Here is a 19,152-nt window from a genome sequence, read left to right on the forward strand (position 1 = left end):
GCACTCACGGGGCGAGCAGCCCGGCCAGCTCGTCGTCGATGCCGAGCTGCTCGCCCTCGCTGCCCGGCGGCACCAGGCGCAGCGTGCGCGCCAGCCAGGCCGACACCTGCGCGGCCGACGCCTCCAGCAGGGCCTCGCCGTCGGGCGCGCTCAGCGCCAGAAGGACCGTGCTGCGGCCCAACGCCTTCGAGGGCCACACCCGCACGTCGCCGGTCCCGCACGGCCGGAACACCCCCTCCACGAGCAGTTCCCGGGCGAACGTCCAGTGCACGGGATGCTCGGAGTCGACGTGGAAGACGATGTGCACGGCGTACGGGTCGTCGGTGCGGTAGGCGAGCCGCGCCGGGACGGGGATGCCGTACTCGGGCGACAGGATCAGTCTCAGCTCCAGCTCGCGCTCCACCACGGTGTGCCCCATGGTTGTCTCTCCTCTCTCCGACGGGCCCCTGGACGGACCCCTGTGAAGGAAGAGCACGGTGAGCGCCGGGCATTACGCGGGTCACCCGAAATTTTTCGATCCGGATGTCACCTGATCGTGAAGTACGTGTACGAGGTTGCCCGGAAAGGAGTGGGTCCGGCCGGACCGGGGGTGTCGCCCGCCTCGGTCTGATAGATGTGGAGGCCCTCAAGAGACCCCCGAGCAGATACGGGACGACGGACATGAGCGCCCCAACCCCGGCACCCGGTGACGACAGGCCCCGCGAAGGCTACTACCCGGACCCGTCCATCCCCGGCTACGTGCGGTACTGGAACGGTGCCGCCTGGGTGCCGGGCACCAGCCGCCCGGCACCGGCCGACGGCGAGCCCCTCGCGCCGCCGCCCGGCGTGCACACCACGCTGGTCCCGCCGGTCGAGGAGACGGGGCCGCACTTCTTCGACGAGGACCCCGTGACCGACCCGGGCCCCGCCGCTCCACCGCAGGGCGGCCGCCCCGAGCCGGCGTCGGCCTGGGGCGCCGACCGCAACCGGCAGTCCGGCTTCGGCGGCGAGCAGGACCGCCGCGTCTCCTGGGGGTCCCCGGCACCGGTCGACCCGAGGGTGGCCCATGCGGCGGACCCCGCACCGGCCGACGCGGAGCCGGCCCGGGACGCGGGCCGCGCCGCCTCGGACGGCACGTTCGTCTTCCGCCGTCCCACGGCGGGCGGTACCCCGGGGACCCCGGGCGACGCCGCCCCCGGGGTTCCGGGACCGGGCACGCCCGTCGACGAGGGCACGATGACCTTCCGTACGGTGCGTCCCAGGCCCCCGGCGGCAGGCGCGCCGGGCCGGCCCGGCCAGGGCACGCCCGGCACCGGGCCTGCCGGGGCTTCCGCCGCCGGTGGGCCCGTGACAGGTGGTGCCGACGGTCACGGTCTCGGGGCCGGAAACGCCTCCGCCGCGCGGGCGGCGGCCCAGGCGCCGGGCCAGGCCGGAGCCAGGGCGGGTGCCGCCTCCGCACCGGCCGCGCCCCCGGCGTCCTCCGCGTCGTCCCCGCCCCTTCAGCGTGGTGGACCGCAAGCCCCCGGCGCCCCCGCAGCGACACCGCTGACCAGTGGTGCCGGCGGCGGGCAGTCCTCCTGGGCGCAGCAGGTGCACCAGCTCGCCGGCTCGGGTGAGCAGCAGCCCGTGGCGCCGTGGAAGCCGCCGGTGGAGGATCCGTTCCAGGCGCTGGTGCGGCGGCAGGCGGCGGCGCGGCCCGCCGGCCTCGGCAGGCGGCTGGCCGCCCGACTCGTCGACTCGGTGGTACTCGGGGGCGTCACCGCCGTGGCCGCCGTACCGCTCGGCACCAAGGCGATCGACCACGTCAACGGCAAGATCGACGAGGCCAGGCTCTCCGGCCGCACGGTGACGGTCTGGCTCCTGGACGGCACCACGGGGACGTACCTCGCCGTCGTCCTCGCCGTCCTGCTGCTCGTCGGCGTCGTCTACGAGGTGCTGCCCACCGCCAAGTGGGGCCGCACGCTGGGCAAGAGGCTGTGCGGTCTGGAGGTGCGGGACATCGAGGGCCACGAGCCCCCGTCGTTCGGCTCGGCCCTGCGCCGCTGGCTCGTCTGGGGTGTCCCCGGGCTCCTCGGCATCGGGCTCGTGGGCATGGCGTGGTGCCTGTTCGACCGGCCGTGGCGCCAGTGCTGGCACGACAAGGCGGCGCACACGTTCGTGGCGGGCTGACCGGGCTGACCGGGCTGACCGGGCCGGAGGAGCGGGCGGCTCCGTACCCGCGCCGCCGCTGCCCGCGCCGGTCTCATCCGTACGGCCGCGTACCGGATGCGGGGCGGCCGGGGGCGCGATCCATTGGGTGCATGAGCACCGATCCGCCCCCCGGCTCCGGACCGCAGCCCCCTTCCCCCGAAGGGCGGCGACCATCCCACGGTGACGGCCCGTGGGGCGGCGGTGCGTGGACTGGCGGCGGAGCGTGGGGCGGTGGGCAGGGCGGCGGCTCCCCGTACTCCGACGACCCGTCAGCGGGCATGCCCCCGCCCCCGGGCGAGCAGCCCCCGCCGCCCGGAGAACCGCCGCCCCCCGGCGGCGGCCCGCAGGACGGCGGGTACGGCGGCGGCCCCTACGGCCGTGACCCGCTCGCCGGTATGCCCCCGCTCGCCGACAGCGGCAAACGCACCCTCGCGCGGATCGTCGACCTGATCCTCGTCGGTATCGTCGTCACCCTGGTCACCTGGGCCCTGCGGGTCAACGAGTACGCGGTCAACGCCGGGAACGTGCAGGTGGGCAAGTCCGTGGCGCAGTCGGTGGTCGGTGTGGTGCTCTACATGGCCTACGACACCTTCATGATCTCCCGCTACGGGCAGACCCTGGGCAAGAAGTGGCTGGGCATGCGGGTGGCCAACCTCGACGACGGCTCCACCCCGTCCGTCCCGACCGCGCTGGCCCGCGCGGCGGTGCTCTGGGTCCCGTGCTGGTTCTGCTGCGCCTGCCTCTGGCTGGCGATCAGCGGAGGCTGGAGCTTCTTCGACCGCCCGTACAAGCAGGGCCTGCACGACAAGGCGGCCAAGACCGTGGTGGTCAGCACCGGTTGACCCCGGTCGGGGGCGGCGAGGAGGTCAGGGAGCCGTCGGCCCCCGTACCGGCTCGACTCCGGCCGGGACGGGCTCCCGGTGTGCCCGCGCCCGCATCCGTGCCTGGACCCGGGCCTGCGCCCGAACCTGCCCGGCTTCGGCGGTGCGGGCGCCGGACGGCTCGGCCGGGCGGGCCTTCGGCATGGGCACCGTCAGGGCGACCAGGAGCCCCAGCGCGAGTGCCGCGAGGGTGATGACCACGATCCCCAGGCCCGAACTCGTCCTGGACAGCAGCAGCATGGCGAGCGTCGAGAGGATCACGGTGCAGGAACCGTAGGCGACCTGTGCGGCAGTGGGACGAGGCATGGCAATCGGTCCTCGGAGGTGGGGGTCTCCCCCCGTGCCTCTCGCTGCGGGGGAGGGTGCGGACAGGATTTGTAGGTGTGACGCGGGCGTGGCCTGGCTTTCCACCCGTGTCCGGGCGGTTCGCCAATCGACTCTATTCGCCTGTGTGCCCGACTGGAACCGTTGGTAAGCACGACCTAACCCGTGGTGCCGATGCACAGGGGGCGCACGGAGTCATGCGGTCCACGGAGCGGACGGGCGCACGCGCCTTCAGGGGCCGTTCGGCGGCCGTTCGGCCCTGGCCCTTTCGTGTCCGCAAAGCGAACACGGGCTCCGCCTAGTGCAGTTGACGGGTTCAAGTCAAGATCTGGTTTTTCTTGCGAACGTCTAGTCGAATGACGTCACTTGACTACACGCGTTCATCGCGCGCGCGGACCTCTCCATGGTCCATGGGCTCCTGACCCCCTCACCGCGCGCCCGGACGCGGCAGGGGAGGACCACAAGTGACCAGTAGACGCTGGGCTTTCAGAACGACCGCGATCGGTGTCGCGCTCGCGGCGGCCACCGCCACGTTCTCGACATTCGCCGTGGCGGAGGCCGCGACGACGGCCGACTCCGCTTCCGTGGCCCGGCACGACCCGCAGCCGGTGGAGCAGCACGCGCACGACCTGGACGGCCCGCTGAGCAAGACGCAGAAGGCCCAGCGCCAGGAGGCCCTGAGCCAGGTCATCGCCGGCAAGGCCAAGGTGAAGGACCACAAGGGCTCCAAGGTCGTCGAGCTCAAGGGCAAGAAGGGCGACACCAAGTACGTCGAGCTGGGCCGGGAGAAGACCGACAAGATCTTCACCATCCTGGTCGAGTTCGGCGACCAGGCGGACCCGAAGTACGGCGGCACCCCCGGCCCGCTGCACAACGAGATCGCCGCCCCGGACCGCAAGAACGACAACTCCACGGACTGGCAGAAGGACTACAACCAGCAGCACTACCAGGACCTGTACTTCGGCACCGGCAAGAACGTCGAGTCGATGAAGAAGTACTACGAGACCCAGTCCTCGGGCCGCTACTCGGTCGACGGCACGGTCTCCGACTGGGTCAAGGTGCCGTGGAACGAGGCCCGTTACGGCAACAACGCGTGCGGTGCCAGCACCTGCTCCACCGTCTGGAACATCGTCAGCGACGGCGTGAACGCCTGGGTCGACCAGCAGAAGGCGGCCGGCAAGACCGACGCCCAGATCAAGGCGCAGCTGGCCGAGTACGACCAGTGGGACCGCTACGACTACAACGGCGACGGCAACTTCGACGAGCCGGACGGCTACATCGACCACTTCCAGATCGTGCACGCCGGTGAGGACGAGTCCGCCGGCGGCGGCGCCCAGGGCACCGACGCGATCTGGGCCCACCGCTGGTACGCCTTCGGCACCGACGCCGGCTCCACCGGCCCCGAGTACAACAAGCTCGGCGGCGCGCAGATCGGCGACACCGGCATCTGGGTCGGCGACTACACCATCCAGCCGGAGAACGGCGGCCTCGGCGTCTTCGCCCACGAGTACGGCCACGACCTCGGTCTGCCGGACGAGTACGACACGGCGGGCGGCGAGAACTCCACCGGCTTCTGGACGCTGATGTCCTCCGGTTCCTGGCTCGGCCGCGGCAAGGAAGCCATCGGCGACCTGCCGGGCGACATGAACGCCTGGGACAAGCTCCAGCTCGGCTGGCTCAACTACGACCTCGCCAAGGCGGGCGTGACGTCCGCGCACAAGCTGGGTCTGTCCGAGTACAACACCAAGCACCGGCAGGCCGTGGTGGTCTCCCTGCCCGACAAGGCGGTCACCACCACGATCGTCACTCCGGCCCAGGGTGCCACCCAGTGGTGGAGCGGCAGCGCCAACAACCTGAAGAACACCCTGACCCGGTCCGTGGACCTCACCGGCAGGACGTCGGCCGCCCTCACTCTTGACGGCTGGTACGACATCGAGGCCGACTACGACTTCCTCTACGCCGAGGTCTCCACCGACGGCGGCGCCAACTACACCGCCCTGGACGGCACGGTGGACGGACGGCCGATCCCGCGCGACGGCAGCGGCAACCCGGCCCTGACCGGCTCGGTCGACGACTGGACGCAGCTGTCGTACTCCCTGGACGCCTACGCGGGCCAGAAGATCCTGCTCCGCTTCCGCTACCAGACCGACGGCGGCGTGGCGCTGAAGGGCTTCACGGCCGACCGGATCACGCTGACCGCGGACGGCTCGGTGGTCTTCGCGGACGACGCCGAGAGCGCGGACCCGGAGTGGACGGCGAGCGGCTTCTCCCGCATCGGCGCGTCCTTCACCAAGGACTACCAGCAGTACTACATAGCCGAGAACCGCCAGTACGTCTCGTACGACACCACGCTGGAGACCGGCCCGTACAACTTCGGTTTCGCCGACCGTCCGGACTGGGTCGAGCACTACCCGTACCAGAACGGCCTGCTGATCTGGAAGTGGGACACCTCCGAGGCCGACAACAACACCAGCAAGCACCCGGGCACCGGCCGGATCCTCCCGGTCGACTCGCACCCGGACGCGCTGCGGTGGTCCGACGGCACGCTGATGCGCAACCGCGTCCAGACCTACGACTCGCCGTTCAGCCTGTACGGCACGGACGGCATCACGCTGCACAAGGCGGGCGTGAAGACCAAGATCAAGTCGTCGAAGGGGGTGTCGGTCTTCAACGACCACGCCAGCACCTACTACGACCCGGCGAACCCGACCGGCAGCGTCAAGGTCACTGACACCAACACCAAGATCAAGATCACCAAGGAGGCCAAGGACGGCTCCACGATCGAGATCGAAGTCGGCGGCGCGCTGAAGTAATCGACGTTCTCGCAGGTCAAACGCACATCGGCGGCAACCCTCTGGCGGGTTGCCGCCGATCGTGTTTAGGTGCGTGCTGTGACCTGCTTATTGACACCGACCGGAACGGGGAAGTGACCGCATGGCCGCAGGAGGCTTCTGCAAGCTGCCGAACGGCACCGTGGTGGTGGCGCTGAACCTGCCCAGCCCCACTCTCGACGGCACCGGCGGCGTGCGCGTGCTCGTCCACGCGCGCAACCGCGCCCGGGCTCTGACCCGGCTGCGCAACCTGGGCCTGCGCGCCGTCTACCTGCGGGGCAACGCGGCCCCGCCGACCCCGGACGAGGTCACCGCGGTCCTGCACCACCCCGACGGCCTGATATGGCGCACGTCACCCGGCGACACCGTCGGCGCCCCGGAGCTGTGGCACCCGATCAGAGCCCTGCTGCGCAGACCGGCCACCCACCGGCAGGCGTCGTGACAGACCGTCCCGGACCTGGCCAGGCCCTCAGGCCCTAGGCGACGACCGGCTTGCCCGTGAGGTGCACGCCCGCCTGGCGCAGCTCCTCCAGCGCCCGTTCGGTGGTCGCCTGGGCCACCCCGGCGGTGAGGTCCAGCAGCACCTGGGTGCGGAAGCCCTCCTTCACGGCGTCCAGGGCGGTGGCGCGCACGCAGTGGTCCGTGGCGATCCCGACCACGTCCACCTCGTCGATCTGCCGGGCCCTGAGCCAGTCGGCCAGCGACTCGCCGTTCTCGTCGGTGCCCTCGAAGCCGCTGTAGGCGGCGGAGTAGGCGCCCTTGTCGAAGACCGCGTCCACGGCCCCGGAGGCGACGGCGGGGGCGAAGTTGGGGTGGAAGCCCACGCCCTCGGTGCCCGCGACGCAGTGCGCGGGCCAGGAGCGGACGAAGTCGGGGTTGTCGGCGAAGTGGCCACCGGGCGCGATGTGGTGGTCCCGGGTCGCCACCACATGGCGGTAACCCGCGGGGGCCTGCCCGACGAGCTCGGTGATGGCGGCGGCGACGTCGGAGCCCCCGGTCACCGCGAGGCTGCCCCCCTCGCAGAAGTCGTTCTGCACATCGACGACGATCAAGGCGCGGCGCATGGGCGGTGTCCTTCGGCTGTCGGATCGGTGGGCGGAGGGGGAGCGGGGCCGGACGGGAGGGGACTTTCGGGGGCGTACCGAAGCGGGGGCACGCGCTTTAGCTACCCGACCCTCCGTGGACGTACTCCGTCGGAAGGACGGGTTCCCCTCGAGAGAGCTGGGTCGCCGACAGCGGCAGGTTGGCGCGGGCGGCCGTGTGCCGGTCCCGGGCGGCGTCCAGCGGCTCGCGGGCGACCACCTCGCCGCCCTTGACCAGCTCCACCAGGAGCTGCCGGCCGGCCAGGTCGTCCGGCACCGGACCGGTGCCCACCACCTCGGCCTCCGCGACCCCGTACGCGTCCAGCCGGCGCGCCGCCCACTTGCGGCCGCCGACGGAGGTCTTCCCGCCGGTGGACCTCTTCGCCACCGGTACCAGCGGCGCCCCGGCGTCACCGGTCCCGGCGCGCGCGACCAGCTTGTAGACCATGGACGCCGTCGGGTGGCCGGAGCCGGTGACCAGCTGGGTGCCCACGCCGTACGCGTCCACGGGCGCCGCCGCCAGCGAGGCGATGGCGTACTCGTCCAGGTCCGAGGTGACGATGATCCTCGTGTCCCGGGCGCCCAGCTCGTCGAGCTGCTGGCGCACCCGGTGCGCGACCAGCAGCAGGTCGCCGGAGTCGATGCGCACCGAGCCCAGCTCGGGCCCGGCGATCTCGACGGCGGTACGGACCGCCTCGGCCACGTCGTAGGTGTCCACCAGCAGCGTGGTGTCCCGGCCGAGCGAGTCGACCTGCGCCTGGAAGGCGTCCCGCTCGCTGTCGTGCAGCAGCGTGAAGGCGTGGGCGGAGGTGCCCACCGTCGGGATGTTGTAGCGGAAGCCGGCGGCCAGGTCGGAGGTGGAGGTGAAGCCGCCGACGTAGGCGGCCCGGGCGGCGGCGACCGCGGCCAGCTCGTGGGTGCGGCGGGCCCCCATCTCGATCAGCGGGCGGTCGCCGGCGGCCGAGGCCATCCGGGAGGCGGCGGCCGCGATCGCCGAGTCGTGGTTGAGGATCGACAGGATCACGGTCTCCAGCAGCACGCACTCGCCGAACGACCCCTCCACCCGCATGATCGGCGAGCCCGGGAAGTACACCTCGCCCTCGGGGTAGCCCCAGATGTCCCCGCCGAACCGGTAGTCGGCGAGCCACTGAAGGGTCGGCTCGTCCACCACCCGGCGCTCGCGCAGGAAACCGAGGACGCCCGCGTCGAAGCGGAAGTTCTCCACAGCGTCCAGCACCCGTCCGGTGCCGCCCACGACGCCGTAGCGGCGCCCGTCGGGCAGCCGCCGGGTGAACACCTCGAACACGCTGCGCCGTCCGACCGTCCCGGCCCTCAGCGCGGCCTGGAGCATCGTCAGCTCGTAGTGATCGGTGAACAGAGCCGTCGAGGGAACGTCCACCGGCAGCCCAAGGTCCGCAACGCTCACCGAAGCTCTCCTAGACATGTCGTGCGGGTGCCCCCGGGCGTGGCCGGGGGTTCCGGGGACCGTCCCCGGATGATGCCTGGCGAGGAATCGTACTCCCATTTCGTCAGACTGACGATTTGACCCTTGGTTTATGCGAGTACCCCCTCGGGGTGGCAGCATGGGGCGTGTGACGGCAGCCGCACCCATCGAGATCGAGAAGACCGAGTCGGCGGAGGAGGTTTTCGCCGTACCCGAACCCGACGTGCCCTGGGTGACGATCGTCCACAACGACCCCGTCAACCTCATGAGCTATGTGACGTACGTCTTCCAGACGTACTTCGGCTACTCCAAGGACAAGGCCACCAAGCTCATGCTCGACGTCCACCACAAAGGCCGGGCGATCGTCTCCAGCGGGACCCGCGAGGAGATGGAACGGGACGTGCAGGCCATGCACGGCTATGGTCTGTGGGCCACCCTGCAGCAGGACCGGAAGTAGCGAACTCCCTCCATGCCCGGAACCTTCGAACCGCTCCCCGGCGGCGGCGCGTCCGTCGCGCTCGACGACGTCGAGATCTCCATCATCCGCTCGCTGGCGGTGCAGCTCCTCGAACTGATCGGCCCGGGTCCCGCCGAGGACGCCCCCGCCGACCCGCTCGCCGAGCTGTTCGCCGAGGGCCCGAGCGAACCGCCCTCCGACCCCGTCCTCAAGCGGCTCCTCCCGGACGCCTACCGCGACCCCGAGACGCCCGGCACCCCGCGGGAGGCCGCCGAGCAGCGCGCCCACTCCGCCGAGTTCCGCCGCTACACCGAGAACGACCTGCGGGCCGGCAAGCGCGAGAACGCCCTCGCGGTGATCCACTCGCTCAACGCTCTCGCCCCCGGCGGAGAGGGCCCGGCGGTGCTCGAGCTGACGCCGGACGAGTCCCGGCGGTGGCTCGGCGCGCTCAACGACCTGCGCCTCGCCATCGGCTCCCGGCTGGAGATCACCGACGAGGACGACACGGACGACTTCTACCGCCTGCCGGACGAGGATCCGCGCAAGCCGATGGTGATGGCCTACCTGTGGCTGGGCGGGCTCCAGGAGACCCTCGTCTCCACTCTCCTGCCGTAGCGCCGCGCCTCTCCTGCCGCAGGCCCGTGCCGTGATCCATCCGGTCAGGACCCGGCCCATGCCGTGATCCACCCGGTATATCCGGATTTCGCGTTCGCTCAGAGGACGCTCAAATCCGGATAACGATCGGGTCTCCGTGGCGGCCGGGTATGAGTGCGCTCTGCGCGCTTTGTCCGCTTCTTCCTGTGGCATGCATCACAAAGCTCCTCGCCGATCAGCGATGCGGCCGTGGTACATCTTCACGACCGCCCGGCGGACACCACCCACGTCCGGCCGGGTGCGCCACCGAGCCGGCAACAGCCGGCCAGGCACAGCGGATCCGGGGAGACCCGGGCCCGCACTCCATCAATCCGGGGGGATCGAAACCCGATCCGGGGCCGACCGAGGGCCCGGGTCGGCATGGAGAAAGGCGCACACCACATGACCTCCCCACAGGTCACGGAAGCTCCCGAAGAGGGGTACGAGCGAGGGCTCGGCAGCCGCCAGGTCCAGATGATCGCCATCGGCGGCGCCATCGGCGTCGGCCTCTTCCTGGGTGCGGGGGCGAACATCGCCAAGGCCGGACCCAGCCTCATCGTCATGTACGCCCTCGCGGGCCTGATCATCTTCTTCATCATGCGGGCGCTCGGCGAGCTGCTGCTCTACCGTCCCGTCTCGGGCTCCTTCGCGGAGTACTCCCGCGAGTTCCTCGGCCCGTTCTTCGGCTTCTTCACCGGCTGGACGTACTGGCTGATGTGGGTGGTGACCGGAATGGCGGAGCTGACGGCCGCCGCGATCTACGTCCACTACTGGTTCCCCGCCGTCCCGCAGTGGGTGACCGCCCTGGTGTTCCTGGTGGTCCTGTTCGTGGCCAACCTGATCTCCGTGAAGGTCTTCGGCGAGATCGAGTTCTGGTTCTCGATGGTCAAGGTCACCGCCCTGATCGGCATGATCGTGATCGGCCTGGGTGTCCTCACCTTCGGCTTCAGCGCCGCCGGCGACACCGCGGCCGTCAGCAACCTCTGGGAGTTCGACGGCTTCTTCCCCAGGGGCGTCGGCTCCTCCCTGATGACCCTCCAGGGCGTGATGTTCGCCTACCTCGCCGTCGAACTGGTCGGCGTCACCGCGGGCGAGTCCCAGAACCCGGAGAAGACCCTCCCCAAGGCGATCAACACCCTGCCCTGGCGCATCGCCCTGTTCTACGTCGGCGCCCTCACCGTCATCCTGTGCGTGGTGAAGTGGACCGAGTTCGGCGAGGGCGTCAGCCCCTTCGTGAAGGCGTTCGCGGTCATCGGCATCCCGGCCGGCGCGGGCATCGTGAACTTCGTGGTGCTCACCGCGGCCCTGTCCTCCTGCAACTCCGGCATGTACTCCACCGGCCGGATGCTGCGCACCCTCGCGGACAACGGCGAGGCCCCCCGGTGCTTCAGCCGCCTGTCGAGCTCCAAGACCCCCGCGTTCGGCATCACCGTCTCCGTCGCCTTCATGGGCATCGGCGTGGTGCTGAACTACGTCGTCCCGGAGAAGGCCTTCGGCTACGTCACCTCCGTCGCGACCGCGGCCGGCATCTGGACCTGGCTGATGATCCTGATCAGCCACGTCCTGTACCGCCGGGGCGTCGAGGCGGGCCGGCTGCGCGCCTCCTCCTTCCCGGCCCCCGGCGGCGCCAAGTGCTCCTACGTCGCCATCGCGTTCCTGCTCTTCGTCACCGGACTGATCGCGTACGACGCCGACTCCCGCGTCTGCCTGTACGTGATGGCCGGGTGGGCCGCCGCCCTGGCCGTCGGCTGGGCGGTCCTCAAGACCCGCAACCCGCAGGTCGCCGACCGGCGCGAACCACAACTCGAGAAGATCGGCTGACCCCGAGGCGCTTACTGGCCGGACGTTCGGCAGGAGCGGGTCCCCCAAGCACCCGCTTCCGCAGCCGCTCAGGACGTCCACGATGTGGGCCGTTCCGTACCGAACTCCGGTACGGAACGGCCCACATGTCTATGCTGGCCGCCATGCTGACCCTTACCCAGGCCCTCCACGACCAGATCGTCGCCCACGCCCGCAAGGACCACCCGGACGAGGCGTGCGGCGTCGTGGCCGGACCCGTGGGCTCCGGCCGGCCCGAGCGGTTCATCCCCATGGTGAACGCGGCCCGCTCGCCCACCTTCTACGAGTTCGGCTCGCAGGACCTGCTCAAGCTCTACCGGGAGATGGACGACCGGGACGAGGAGCCGGTGATCGTCTACCACTCGCACACCGCGACCGAGGCCTACCCCTCCCGCACCGACATCGGCTACGCCAACGAGCCCGGCGCGCACTACGTCCTGGTCTCCACGGCCGACACCGACGGGCTCGGCGAGTTCCAGTTCCGCTCGTTCCGCATCGTGGAGGGCGAGGTCACGGAGGAGGAAGTCAAGGTGGTGGAGGCGTACTGAGCGCCGAACGTCTCGTGACGCGGATGCGAAGTGTCCGAGTCCCGAGATCACACTCCGGGTCCCGGACCGGGAATCGATACGATGACCGCATGGTTTTCCACGACGTGAGCGACAAGACGCCGGGCATGCTGCTCGTGGCGCGGCTGCACGTCGACCTGTGCAGGCTGAAGAGCGCCATCTGTTGACGTTCCGCGCCGCCGCACGGCCGTGAGGGCCGCGGCGCTCCCTTCCCCGTGCCGAAAGCCCGGGGCATCCCGAACGTGCGCCCGGCCGCGTCCGAGCCGGGGACCCACCCCCGACGACATCCTTACCGACAGGAGCCCGCAACCATGGCCATCGAGGTCCGCATCCCCACCATCCTCCGCCAGTACACCGACGGCCAGAAGGCCGTGGACGGCAACGGGGAGACCCTCGCCGACCTCTTCGCCGACCTCGAGGCCCGGCACCCGGGCATCCAGGCCCGCATCGTGGAGGGCGAGCAGTTGCGCCGCTTCGTCAACGTCTACCTGAACGACGAGGACGTGCGCTTCCTGGACGGCATCTCCACCAAGCTCACCGACGGCGACAACGTGACGATCCTGCCGGCCGTCGCCGGCGGGATGCGCTGATCGGTCGCTGACCAGCGATGCGTTACGACTCCCCGCTGGCCGCGGTGGGCAACACCCCGCTGGTGTGCCTGCCGCGGCTGTCGCCGTCGGCCGACGTCCGCCTCTGGGCGAAGCTGGAGGACCGCAACCCGACCGGCTCGATCAAGGACCGTCCCGCCCTGCACATGATCGAGCAGGCGGAGAAGGACGGCCGGCTCACCCCGGGCTGCACGATCCTCGAACCCACCTCGGGCAACACCGGCATCTCGCTGGCCATGGCGGCCAAGCTCAAGGGCTACCGCATGGTGTGCGTGATGCCCGAGAACACCTCCCAGGAGCGCCGCGACCTGCTCGGCATGTGGGGAGCGGAGATCATCCCCTCCCCGGCCGCGGGCGGCTCCAACACCGCCGTGCGGGTGGCCAAGGAACTGGCCGCCGAGCACCCGGACTGGGTGATGCTCTACCAGTACGGCAACCCGGACAACGCCGGCGCCCACTACGCCACCACCGGCCCCGAGATCCTCGCCGACCTGCCCTCGATCACCCACTTCGTCGCGGGCCTCGGCACCACGGGCACCCTCATGGGCGTCGGCCGCTACCTGCGCGAGCACAAGCCGGACGTGAGGATCGTCGCCGCCGAGCCGCGCTACGACGACCTGGTGTACGGGCTGCGCAACCTCGACGAGGGCTTCGTCCCCGAGCTCTACGACGCCTCCGTCCTCACCACCCGCTACTCGGTCGGCTCCGCCGACGCGGTCACCCGCACCCGCGAACTCCTCCAGCAGGAGGGCATCTTCGCGGGCGTCTCCACCGGCGCCGCCCTGCACGCGGCGATCGGCGTCGGGAAGAAGGCGCTGAAGGCGGGCGAGAGCGCCGACATCGTGTTCGTCGTCGCCGACGGCGGCTGGAAGTACCTCTCCACCGGCGTCTACACCGCGGCCACCACCGAGGAGGCCATCGAGACCCTCCAGGGCCAGCTCTGGGCGTAGGCCCGGTGCGAAAGTCCCGACCGCGGGGCCCCGGCCGTCGTATCCGGCCGGGGCCCCGCGTGCGTGGGGGACGGGATCCTGATGTGCTGGAGGAACGCCACACCGGCAGAAGGACAGGGCACGGCATCCCGGGCACGGCATCCCGGGCACAGCAGAAAGGCGGCCGCCCCCATGCGCCGTTCGACGCTCCACGCCACCGCCGAGGCGGCGGCCCTGCTCCTCGTCGGCCGCGCCGCGCCGCACGACGGCACGGACTACGGCGAGGACGGCACCCCCGCCGGCCCGGGCCGGATCGCCTGTCGGGGCATCCGGCGGTGGACGGTCACCGTGCGGGTGACGGGGTCATGAACCCGACGGGCCGCGGCACACGGACACGACAACGCCGCGCCCGTCCCGCTCAGCCCGCCCGCGCCCGTCCCGCTCAGCCCGCGAGGTACCGGACCTGGTCCCAGAGCGCCGGGTCCACGACCCCCACCCGGCGGCGGAAGTCCCACACCGGCACCTCCCGGACCTCGTCGGTCTCCAGGAAGCTGGTCCGCCCCTGCGTGTCCCCCACCGAGCCCGGCGGCAGCGGGATCACACCGGACCGCTCGTCGTGGTATCTGCTGGTGATCTCCGCGACCTTGGCGCGCTTGCCGTGCACCGCCAGCACCAGACAGGGCCGGTCCTTCGCCCCCGGCCCGTCGCCGTGGGGCAGACTGGCCCACCAGATCTCCGCGGGCTGCGGCCGCGCCGCGGCACGCCGCCCGGCCGGGCGGCCGGGACGCAACCTCTTCGGCGGCCTGCGGCCCCGTCCCCAGCCGTCGACGAGCGTGGCGACGAGCGCGAGCAACACCACCGCCGCGAGCGCCAGCCACCAGGACGTGTCCACAACCATGACGTTACCGGCGTGCGATCCTCGGTGCGCGCCCTTCAACGCCCCCCATGCGCCCCAGGTCCAGCCGAACCGGTGACACCACAGGTGAGTTCGCCCACAACGGGCTTTGCCGGAGGAGCGACCGGCCGTATCCCGCCTTAGGCTCGACGGACCGCACGACCCCCGTCACCTTCCTCTCTTCTGAAGTTTTCCCGCCAGCGGAGGTTTCTGCTTCATGAAGCTCACCGTCGTCGGCTGCTCGGGGTCGTTCCCGTCCGCGGAATCGGCCTGCTCGAGCTACCTCGTCGAGGCCGACGGCTTCCGGCTGCTCCTCGACCTGGGCAACGGCGCCCTGGGCGAGCTGCAGCGCCACTGCGGTCTCTACGACCTCGACGCCATCTTCCTGAGTCATCTGCACGCCGACCACTGCATCGACATGCTCGGCTACTTCGTCGCACGCTACTACCGCTACGACGGAGGCCGGTGCGACCCCATCCCGGTGTACGGGCCCGAGGGCACCGAGCACCGGCTGACCACCGCCTACGCCGACACCCCCACGGCCTCCTCGATGAGCGAGGTCTTCGACTTCCACACGGTCAAGCCCGGCACCTTCGAGGTCGGCCCGTTCACCGTGCACACCGAGCGGGTGGCCCACCCCGTGGAGGCCTACGCCATCCGCGTCGAGCACGGCGGGCGCGCGCTGACGTACTCCGGGGACACCGGGGTGAGCGCGGCGCTGGAGGAACTCGCCCGAGGCAGCGACCTCTTCCTGTGCGAGGCCGCCTTCACGGACGGCAAGGAGACCGTCCCCGATCTGCACCTCAACGGCCGCGAGGCGGGCGAGGCCGCCGCGCGTGCCGGAGTCCGCCGCCTGGTCCTCACCCACATCCCCCCGTGGACCGACCCGCAGATCAACCTCGCCCACGCCCGCGCGGCCTACGCCGGTCCGGTGGAGCTCGCGGCGCCCGGAGCGTCGTACGACATCTAGGCCCAGGTCAGCAGCCCCAGGGCGGCAGGCGCAGGACGCGAAAAGGCCCCCGGAGTCATGGAACTCCGGGGGCCCTCTCACGCCGTGACCGGCCTCACGCCTTGGTGAGGTCCTCGGTCTCCTCCTCGGGCTCGCGGCCCGGGGTGGGGAGGTTGAACTTGGTGATGGCGAAGCGGAACACGGTGTAGTAGATCGCCGCGAACACCAGGCCGATCGGGATGATCAGCCATGGCTTGGTCGCCAGGTTCCAGTTGAGGGCGTAGTCGATGAAGCCGGCGGAGAAGGTGAAGCCGGCGTGCACGCCGAGCGCCCAGGTGATCGCCATGGACAGGGCGGTCAGCACCGCGTGGATCGCGTACAGCACGGGGGCGATGAACATGAACGTGAACTCGATCGGCTCGGTCACACCGGTCACGAAGGAGGTCAGCGCCAGCGACACCATCATGCCCAGGACGGCCTTGCGGCGCTCCGGCCGGGCCGAGTGCGCGATGGCCAGGGCGGCGGCCGGCAGACCGAACATCATGATCGGGAAGAAGCCCGACATGAACTGGCCGGCGTGCGGGTCACCCGCGAAGAAGCGGTTCAGGTCGCCGTGGACGACCTGGCCGGCGGAGTTGGTGAAGTCGCCGATCTGGAACCACGAGACGGTGTTGACGAACTGGTGCATGCCGACCGGGATCAGCGCGCGGTTGACCAGACCGAACAGGCCCGCGCCCGCGGCGCCCAGCCCGGTTATCCACTTGCCGAGGTCGGTGATCACGTCACCGATGGGCTGCCAGCCCACCACGACCAGAACGCCCAGCGCGGTACCGACGAAAGCCATGATGATCGGGACCAGGCGGCGGCCGTTGAAGAAGCCCAGCCAGTCGACGAGCCTGGTGCGGTGGAACCGCTGCCAGATCACGGCGGAGAGCAGACCGAGGATGATGCCGCCCAGCACGCCCGGGTTCTGGTAGGACGCCGCGGTGATCTCGGAGCCGTGCTTCCACACGCCACCGAGACCGGTTGAGACGAACTCGGCGCCCTTCGGCACACCGTCCTCGATCGGGAACTGGTGGATCACCGTGTAATAGGTGAGGAACCCGACCACCGCGGCGAGCGCGGTCGAGCCGTCGGCCTTCTTGGCGAAGCCGATGGCGACGCCGATGCAGAACAGCAGCGGCAGACCGAGCGAGGCATCCAGCAGCGCGCCACCGGCGCCGGCGAACACCTTGGCGACCTGGTCCCAGCCGAGTCCGTCCGCGCCGAACACGTCCGGCTGTCCCAGACGCAGCAGGATACCGGCCGCCGGCAGTACGGCGATCGGGAGCTGCAGGCTGCGGCCGACCTTCTGCAGGCCCTGGAACAGGCCGGATCCCCATTTCTTCGCCGGGGCCGCCGTCTCGGTGGCGGTGCTCATACATCCTCCATCGGGTGGTGGTCTACACCACTCAGTGGTGTAGACCTGTTGTAACACGATGAAGGGGGCGTAAGGAACCCGTGATTCCCGCGACCGAACCACTACGCACCGTGTGAATTCGAGCTCGGAGTCGGTGATGTGGGGCAGGGTGCCGGGCGTCGAGCCGCGTTTTGGCTGCCGCCCCTACGCTGGTGTAGACCAGTCGGTGGACGGTTCCGCTGCCATGAGCGCCCCATTGTGCACCCATGGCGCGATCGCTCGCAAAAACGGTCCAACTATGGGTTACTGCGACAAAGCGGTTCGGATCAGGGAGAGGGAACATGGCCACCAAGGCTGAGAAGATCGTCGCCGGGCTCGGCGGCATCGACAACATCGATGAGATCGAGGGCTGCATCACCCGGCTCCGCACCGAAGTGCACGACGCCTCCCTGGTCGACGAGGCCGCCCTCAAGGCCGCCGGCGCCCACGGCGTCGTCAAGATGGGCACCGCCATCCAGGTCGTCATCGGCACCGACGCCGACCCCGTCGCCGCGGAGATCGAAGACATGATGTGAACCCCGCGACCCGCCGCGGTTCACCCCCAAGGGGCTCTTTCCGATGCGGGAGGAGCCCCTTGTCCATGGGGGACTACGCTCGACGCCATGTCTCGTATCGACGGCCGCACCCCCGAACAACTCCGCCCGGTCACCATCGAACGCGGGTGGAGCAAGCACGCCGAGGGCTCCGTCCTCGTCTCCTTCGGCGACACCAAGGTCTTCTGCACCGCCTCCGTCACCGAAGGCGTCCCGCGCTGGCGCAAGGGCAGCGGCGAGGGCTGGGTCACCGCCGAGTACTCCATGCTGCCCCGCGCCACCAACACCCGCGGCGACCGCGAGTCGGTCAAGGGCAGGATCGGCGGCCGCACCCATGAGATCTCCCGCCTCATCGGCCGCTCCCTGCGCTCGGTCGTCGACTACAAGGCACTGGGCGAGAACACCATCGTCCTGGACTGCGACGTCCTCCAGGCCGACGGCGGCACCCGGACCGCGGCCATCACGGGTGCCTACGTGGCGCTGGCCGACGCCGTCGCCTGGGCCCGTGGCAAGAAGCTGATCAAGGCCGGCCGGCAGCCGCTCACCGGCACGGTCAGCGCCGTCTCGGTCGGCATCGTCGGCGGTGTGCCGCTGCTCGACCTCTGCTACGAGGAGGACGTCCGCGCCGAGACCGACATGAACGTCGTCTGCACCGGCGACGGGCGCTTCGTCGAGGTCCAGGGCACCGCGGAGGCCGAACCCTTCGCCCGCGAGGAACTGAACAGCCTCCTCGACCTCGCCGTGGCCGGCTGCGCCGAACTCACGGCGATCCAGCGCACGGCCCTCGAGACGGCCCTGGCGAAGTAGAGGAGCACCCCCGCATGACCCGCTTGATCCTCGCCACCCGCAACAGCGGCAAGATCGTCGAACTCAGGGCGATCCTGGCCGACGCCGGACTGCCCCACGAACTCGTGGGCACCGACGCCTACCCGGACGTCCCCGACGTCAAGGAGACCGGCGCCACCTTCGCGGAGAACGCCCTGCTGAAGGCCCACGCCCTGGCCCAGGCCACCGGCCTGCCCGCGGTCGCGGACGACTCCGGCCTCTGCGTCGACGTCCTCGGCGGCGCCCCCGGCATCTTCTCGGCCCGCTGGGCCGGCCGCCACGGCGACGACAAGGCCAACCTGGACCTGCTCCTGGCCCAGCTCTCCGACATCGCCGACGACCACCGCGCCGCCCACTTCGCCTGCGCGGCGGCCCTCGCCCTGCCGGACGGCACGGAGCGGGTGGTGGAGGGCCAACTGCGCGGCACCCTGCGCCACAAGCCCGCGGGCACGAACGGCTTCGGCTACGACCCGATCCTCCAGCCGGACGGCGAGGTGCGCACCTGCGCGGAACTGTCCCCCGAGGAGAAGAACGCGATCAGCCACCGCGGCAAGGCATTCCGGGCGCTGGTGCCGGTGGTGCGGGAACTGCTGGGATAAGAAGAGGGGGCCGCCCGGCTGGGCGGCCCCCTCTTTCGGCGTGCGGCCGGTGGGAGTCGAACCCACATGGGCAAACGCCCCGAGGCACCTAAAACCTCTGCTTATACCGTTCAGCAACGGCCGCGTGCC

22 protein-coding genes and 1 tRNA gene are annotated in these 19,152 nt (G+C 70.8%); 16 read left to right on the forward strand and 7 right to left on the reverse strand.

Going from position 1 to position 19,152, the window contains the following annotated elements:
- Positions 1 to 4: 4 nt before the first annotated feature.
- On the reverse strand, positions 5 to 418 hold the full coding sequence (locus ACTYVM_RS02635) for an SsgA family sporulation/cell division regulator (RefSeq protein ID WP_445524324.1): 414 nt from the start codon (positions 416 to 418) through the stop codon (positions 5 to 7).
- Positions 419 to 660: 242 nt separating this feature from the next.
- Between ACTYVM_RS02635 and ACTYVM_RS02640 the strand changes: the two genes are divergently transcribed.
- Together ACTYVM_RS02640 and ACTYVM_RS02645 are read left to right on the forward strand one after the other, a co-directional pair.
- Positions 661 to 2,148 (forward strand): RDD family protein, encoded by a 1,488-nt coding sequence (locus tag ACTYVM_RS02640; protein ID WP_445524325.1) that lies wholly within the window; start codon positions 661 to 663, stop codon positions 2,146 to 2,148.
- Positions 2,149 to 2,279: 131 nt separating this feature from the next.
- Positions 2,280 to 3,011: an RDD family protein gene (locus ACTYVM_RS02645; protein ID WP_445524326.1), complete on the forward strand. Its 732-nt coding sequence runs from the start codon at positions 2,280 to 2,282 to the stop codon at positions 3,009 to 3,011.
- A gap of 24 nt (positions 3,012 to 3,035) precedes the next feature.
- On the opposite strand, the gene ACTYVM_RS02650 is transcribed toward ACTYVM_RS02645, so the two are convergent.
- The gene (locus ACTYVM_RS02650) at positions 3,036 to 3,356 is read right to left on the reverse strand and encodes a hypothetical protein (RefSeq protein ID WP_445524327.1); all 321 of its coding nucleotides are present in this window, start codon (positions 3,354 to 3,356) and stop codon (positions 3,036 to 3,038) included.
- A gap of 482 nt (positions 3,357 to 3,838) precedes the next feature.
- On the opposite strand from ACTYVM_RS02650, the gene ACTYVM_RS02655 reads away from it, so the two are divergent.
- Positions 3,839 to 6,187, forward strand: a complete 2,349-nt coding sequence (locus tag ACTYVM_RS02655) for an immune inhibitor A domain-containing protein (RefSeq protein WP_445524328.1) — start codon at positions 3,839 to 3,841, stop codon at positions 6,185 to 6,187.
- Between the two features lie 121 nt (positions 6,188 to 6,308).
- The gene (locus tag ACTYVM_RS02660; RefSeq protein ID WP_445524329.1) at positions 6,309 to 6,647 is read left to right on the forward strand and encodes a hypothetical protein; all 339 of its coding nucleotides are present in this window, start codon (positions 6,309 to 6,311) and stop codon (positions 6,645 to 6,647) included.
- Positions 6,648 to 6,681: 34 nt separating this feature from the next.
- Here ACTYVM_RS02660 and ACTYVM_RS02665 read toward each other — a convergent pair whose 3' ends face one another.
- Together ACTYVM_RS02665 and ACTYVM_RS02670 are read right to left on the reverse strand one after the other, a co-directional pair.
- Complete coding sequence (locus ACTYVM_RS02665) at positions 6,682 to 7,269, reverse strand: nicotinamidase (protein WP_445524330.1); 588 nt, start codon at positions 7,267 to 7,269, stop codon at positions 6,682 to 6,684.
- Between the two features lie 97 nt (positions 7,270 to 7,366).
- Positions 7,367 to 8,713: a nicotinate phosphoribosyltransferase gene (locus ACTYVM_RS02670; protein WP_445524331.1), complete on the reverse strand. Its 1,347-nt coding sequence runs from the start codon at positions 8,711 to 8,713 to the stop codon at positions 7,367 to 7,369.
- Positions 8,714 to 8,870: 157 nt separating this feature from the next.
- Between ACTYVM_RS02670 and clpS the strand changes: the two genes are divergently transcribed.
- The 8 genes from clpS (at position 8,871) to ACTYVM_RS02710 (ending at position 14,132) form a co-directional block, all read left to right on the forward strand.
- The gene (gene clpS, locus ACTYVM_RS02675; protein WP_141360548.1) at positions 8,871 to 9,188 is read left to right on the forward strand and encodes an ATP-dependent Clp protease adapter ClpS; all 318 of its coding nucleotides are present in this window, start codon (positions 8,871 to 8,873) and stop codon (positions 9,186 to 9,188) included.
- Between the two features lie 12 nt (positions 9,189 to 9,200).
- Positions 9,201 to 9,803 (forward strand): DUF2017 domain-containing protein, encoded by a 603-nt coding sequence (locus tag ACTYVM_RS02680; protein ID WP_445524332.1) that lies wholly within the window; start codon positions 9,201 to 9,203, stop codon positions 9,801 to 9,803.
- 420 nt (positions 9,804 to 10,223) lie between these two features.
- Positions 10,224 to 11,642, forward strand: a complete 1,419-nt coding sequence (locus ACTYVM_RS02685; protein WP_445524333.1) for an amino acid permease — start codon at positions 10,224 to 10,226, stop codon at positions 11,640 to 11,642.
- A gap of 143 nt (positions 11,643 to 11,785) precedes the next feature.
- Entirely contained in the window at positions 11,786 to 12,208 is a 423-nt protein-coding gene (locus ACTYVM_RS02690) for a M67 family metallopeptidase (protein WP_445524334.1), read from the forward strand.
- An 89-nt stretch (positions 12,209 to 12,297) separates the two neighbouring features.
- Positions 12,298 to 12,393 (forward strand): putative leader peptide, encoded by a 96-nt coding sequence (locus ACTYVM_RS02695; protein ID WP_400034123.1) that lies wholly within the window; start codon positions 12,298 to 12,300, stop codon positions 12,391 to 12,393.
- Positions 12,394 to 12,537: 144 nt separating this feature from the next.
- The gene (locus ACTYVM_RS02700; RefSeq protein WP_445524335.1) at positions 12,538 to 12,816 is read left to right on the forward strand and encodes a MoaD/ThiS family protein; all 279 of its coding nucleotides are present in this window, start codon (positions 12,538 to 12,540) and stop codon (positions 12,814 to 12,816) included.
- A 17-nt stretch (positions 12,817 to 12,833) separates the two neighbouring features.
- On the forward strand, positions 12,834 to 13,784 hold the full coding sequence (locus ACTYVM_RS02705) for a PLP-dependent cysteine synthase family protein (protein WP_400034127.1): 951 nt from the start codon (positions 12,834 to 12,836) through the stop codon (positions 13,782 to 13,784).
- A gap of 171 nt (positions 13,785 to 13,955) precedes the next feature.
- Positions 13,956 to 14,132, forward strand: coding sequence for a hypothetical protein (locus tag ACTYVM_RS02710; RefSeq protein ID WP_445524336.1), 177 nt, complete (start codon positions 13,956 to 13,958; stop codon positions 14,130 to 14,132).
- A gap of 73 nt (positions 14,133 to 14,205) precedes the next feature.
- Here the strand turns inward: ACTYVM_RS02710 and ACTYVM_RS02715 are convergent, their stop codons facing one another.
- The gene (locus ACTYVM_RS02715; RefSeq protein ID WP_445524337.1) at positions 14,206 to 14,655 is read right to left on the reverse strand and encodes a type II toxin-antitoxin system PemK/MazF family toxin; all 450 of its coding nucleotides are present in this window, start codon (positions 14,653 to 14,655) and stop codon (positions 14,206 to 14,208) included.
- Positions 14,656 to 14,875: 220 nt separating this feature from the next.
- Between ACTYVM_RS02715 and ACTYVM_RS02720 the strand changes: the two genes are divergently transcribed.
- Positions 14,876 to 15,628 carry an MBL fold metallo-hydrolase gene (locus ACTYVM_RS02720; RefSeq protein WP_445524338.1) on the forward strand — a complete coding sequence of 251 codons (753 nt, stop codon included), beginning with the start codon at positions 14,876 to 14,878 and terminating at the stop codon, positions 15,626 to 15,628.
- 94 nt (positions 15,629 to 15,722) lie between these two features.
- Here ACTYVM_RS02720 and ACTYVM_RS02725 read toward each other — a convergent pair whose 3' ends face one another.
- The gene (locus ACTYVM_RS02725; protein ID WP_445524339.1) at positions 15,723 to 17,027 is read right to left on the reverse strand and encodes a PTS transporter subunit EIIC; all 1,305 of its coding nucleotides are present in this window, start codon (positions 17,025 to 17,027) and stop codon (positions 15,723 to 15,725) included.
- Between the two features lie 320 nt (positions 17,028 to 17,347).
- On the opposite strand from ACTYVM_RS02725, the gene ACTYVM_RS02730 reads away from it, so the two are divergent.
- The 3 genes from ACTYVM_RS02730 (at position 17,348) to rdgB (ending at position 19,023) form a co-directional block, all read left to right on the forward strand.
- The gene (locus ACTYVM_RS02730; RefSeq protein ID WP_445524340.1) at positions 17,348 to 17,581 is read left to right on the forward strand and encodes a PTS sugar transporter subunit IIB; all 234 of its coding nucleotides are present in this window, start codon (positions 17,348 to 17,350) and stop codon (positions 17,579 to 17,581) included.
- 87 nt (positions 17,582 to 17,668) lie between these two features.
- Positions 17,669 to 18,406 (forward strand): ribonuclease PH, encoded by a 738-nt coding sequence (gene rph / locus ACTYVM_RS02735; protein WP_400034139.1) that lies wholly within the window; start codon positions 17,669 to 17,671, stop codon positions 18,404 to 18,406.
- A 14-nt stretch (positions 18,407 to 18,420) separates the two neighbouring features.
- Entirely contained in the window at positions 18,421 to 19,023 is a 603-nt protein-coding gene (gene rdgB / locus ACTYVM_RS02740) for an RdgB/HAM1 family non-canonical purine NTP pyrophosphatase (RefSeq protein ID WP_445524341.1), read from the forward strand.
- A gap of 41 nt (positions 19,024 to 19,064) precedes the next feature.
- On the opposite strand, the gene ACTYVM_RS02745 is transcribed toward rdgB, so the two are convergent.
- Positions 19,065 to 19,147: transfer RNA gene (locus tag ACTYVM_RS02745), tRNA-Leu, on the reverse strand.
- Between the last annotated feature and the right edge of the window lie 5 nt (positions 19,148 to 19,152).

This window comes from Streptomyces cyslabdanicus (genome assembly GCF_052663305.1).

What these genes read in the sequence shown, in the direction of transcription:
- ACTYVM_RS02635 (WP_445524324.1), bottom strand. Translation starts at nt 418, where the DNA reads ATGGGGCACACCGTGGTGGAGCGCGAGCTGGAGCTGAGACTGATCCTG.
- ACTYVM_RS02640 (WP_445524325.1), top strand. Translation starts at nt 661, where the DNA reads ATGAGCGCCCCAACCCCGGCACCCGGTGACGACAGGCCCCGCGAAGGC.
- ACTYVM_RS02645 (WP_445524326.1), top strand. Translation starts at nt 2,280, where the DNA reads ATGAGCACCGATCCGCCCCCCGGCTCCGGACCGCAGCCCCCTTCCCCC.
- ACTYVM_RS02650 (WP_445524327.1), bottom strand. Translation starts at nt 3,356, where the DNA reads ATGCCTCGTCCCACTGCCGCACAGGTCGCCTACGGTTCCTGCACCGTG.
- ACTYVM_RS02660 (WP_445524329.1), top strand. Translation starts at nt 6,309, where the DNA reads ATGGCCGCAGGAGGCTTCTGCAAGCTGCCGAACGGCACCGTGGTGGTG.
- ACTYVM_RS02665 (WP_445524330.1), bottom strand. Translation starts at nt 7,269, where the DNA reads ATGCGCCGCGCCTTGATCGTCGTCGATGTGCAGAACGACTTCTGCGAG.
- clpS (WP_141360548.1), top strand. Translation starts at nt 8,871, where the DNA reads ATGGGGCGTGTGACGGCAGCCGCACCCATCGAGATCGAGAAGACCGAG.
- ACTYVM_RS02680 (WP_445524332.1), top strand. Translation starts at nt 9,201, where the DNA reads ATGCCCGGAACCTTCGAACCGCTCCCCGGCGGCGGCGCGTCCGTCGCG.
- ACTYVM_RS02685 (WP_445524333.1), top strand. Translation starts at nt 10,224, where the DNA reads ATGACCTCCCCACAGGTCACGGAAGCTCCCGAAGAGGGGTACGAGCGA.
- ACTYVM_RS02690 (WP_445524334.1), top strand. Translation starts at nt 11,786, where the DNA reads ATGCTGACCCTTACCCAGGCCCTCCACGACCAGATCGTCGCCCACGCC.
- ACTYVM_RS02695 (WP_400034123.1), top strand. Translation starts at nt 12,298, where the DNA reads ATGGTTTTCCACGACGTGAGCGACAAGACGCCGGGCATGCTGCTCGTG.
- ACTYVM_RS02700 (WP_445524335.1), top strand. Translation starts at nt 12,538, where the DNA reads ATGGCCATCGAGGTCCGCATCCCCACCATCCTCCGCCAGTACACCGAC.
- ACTYVM_RS02705 (WP_400034127.1), top strand. Translation starts at nt 12,834, where the DNA reads ATGCGTTACGACTCCCCGCTGGCCGCGGTGGGCAACACCCCGCTGGTG.
- ACTYVM_RS02710 (WP_445524336.1), top strand. Translation starts at nt 13,956, where the DNA reads ATGCGCCGTTCGACGCTCCACGCCACCGCCGAGGCGGCGGCCCTGCTC.
- ACTYVM_RS02720 (WP_445524338.1), top strand. Translation starts at nt 14,876, where the DNA reads ATGAAGCTCACCGTCGTCGGCTGCTCGGGGTCGTTCCCGTCCGCGGAA.
- ACTYVM_RS02725 (WP_445524339.1), bottom strand. Translation starts at nt 17,027, where the DNA reads ATGAGCACCGCCACCGAGACGGCGGCCCCGGCGAAGAAATGGGGATCC.
- ACTYVM_RS02730 (WP_445524340.1), top strand. Translation starts at nt 17,348, where the DNA reads ATGGCCACCAAGGCTGAGAAGATCGTCGCCGGGCTCGGCGGCATCGAC.
- rph (WP_400034139.1), top strand. Translation starts at nt 17,669, where the DNA reads ATGTCTCGTATCGACGGCCGCACCCCCGAACAACTCCGCCCGGTCACC.
- rdgB (WP_445524341.1), top strand. Translation starts at nt 18,421, where the DNA reads ATGACCCGCTTGATCCTCGCCACCCGCAACAGCGGCAAGATCGTCGAA.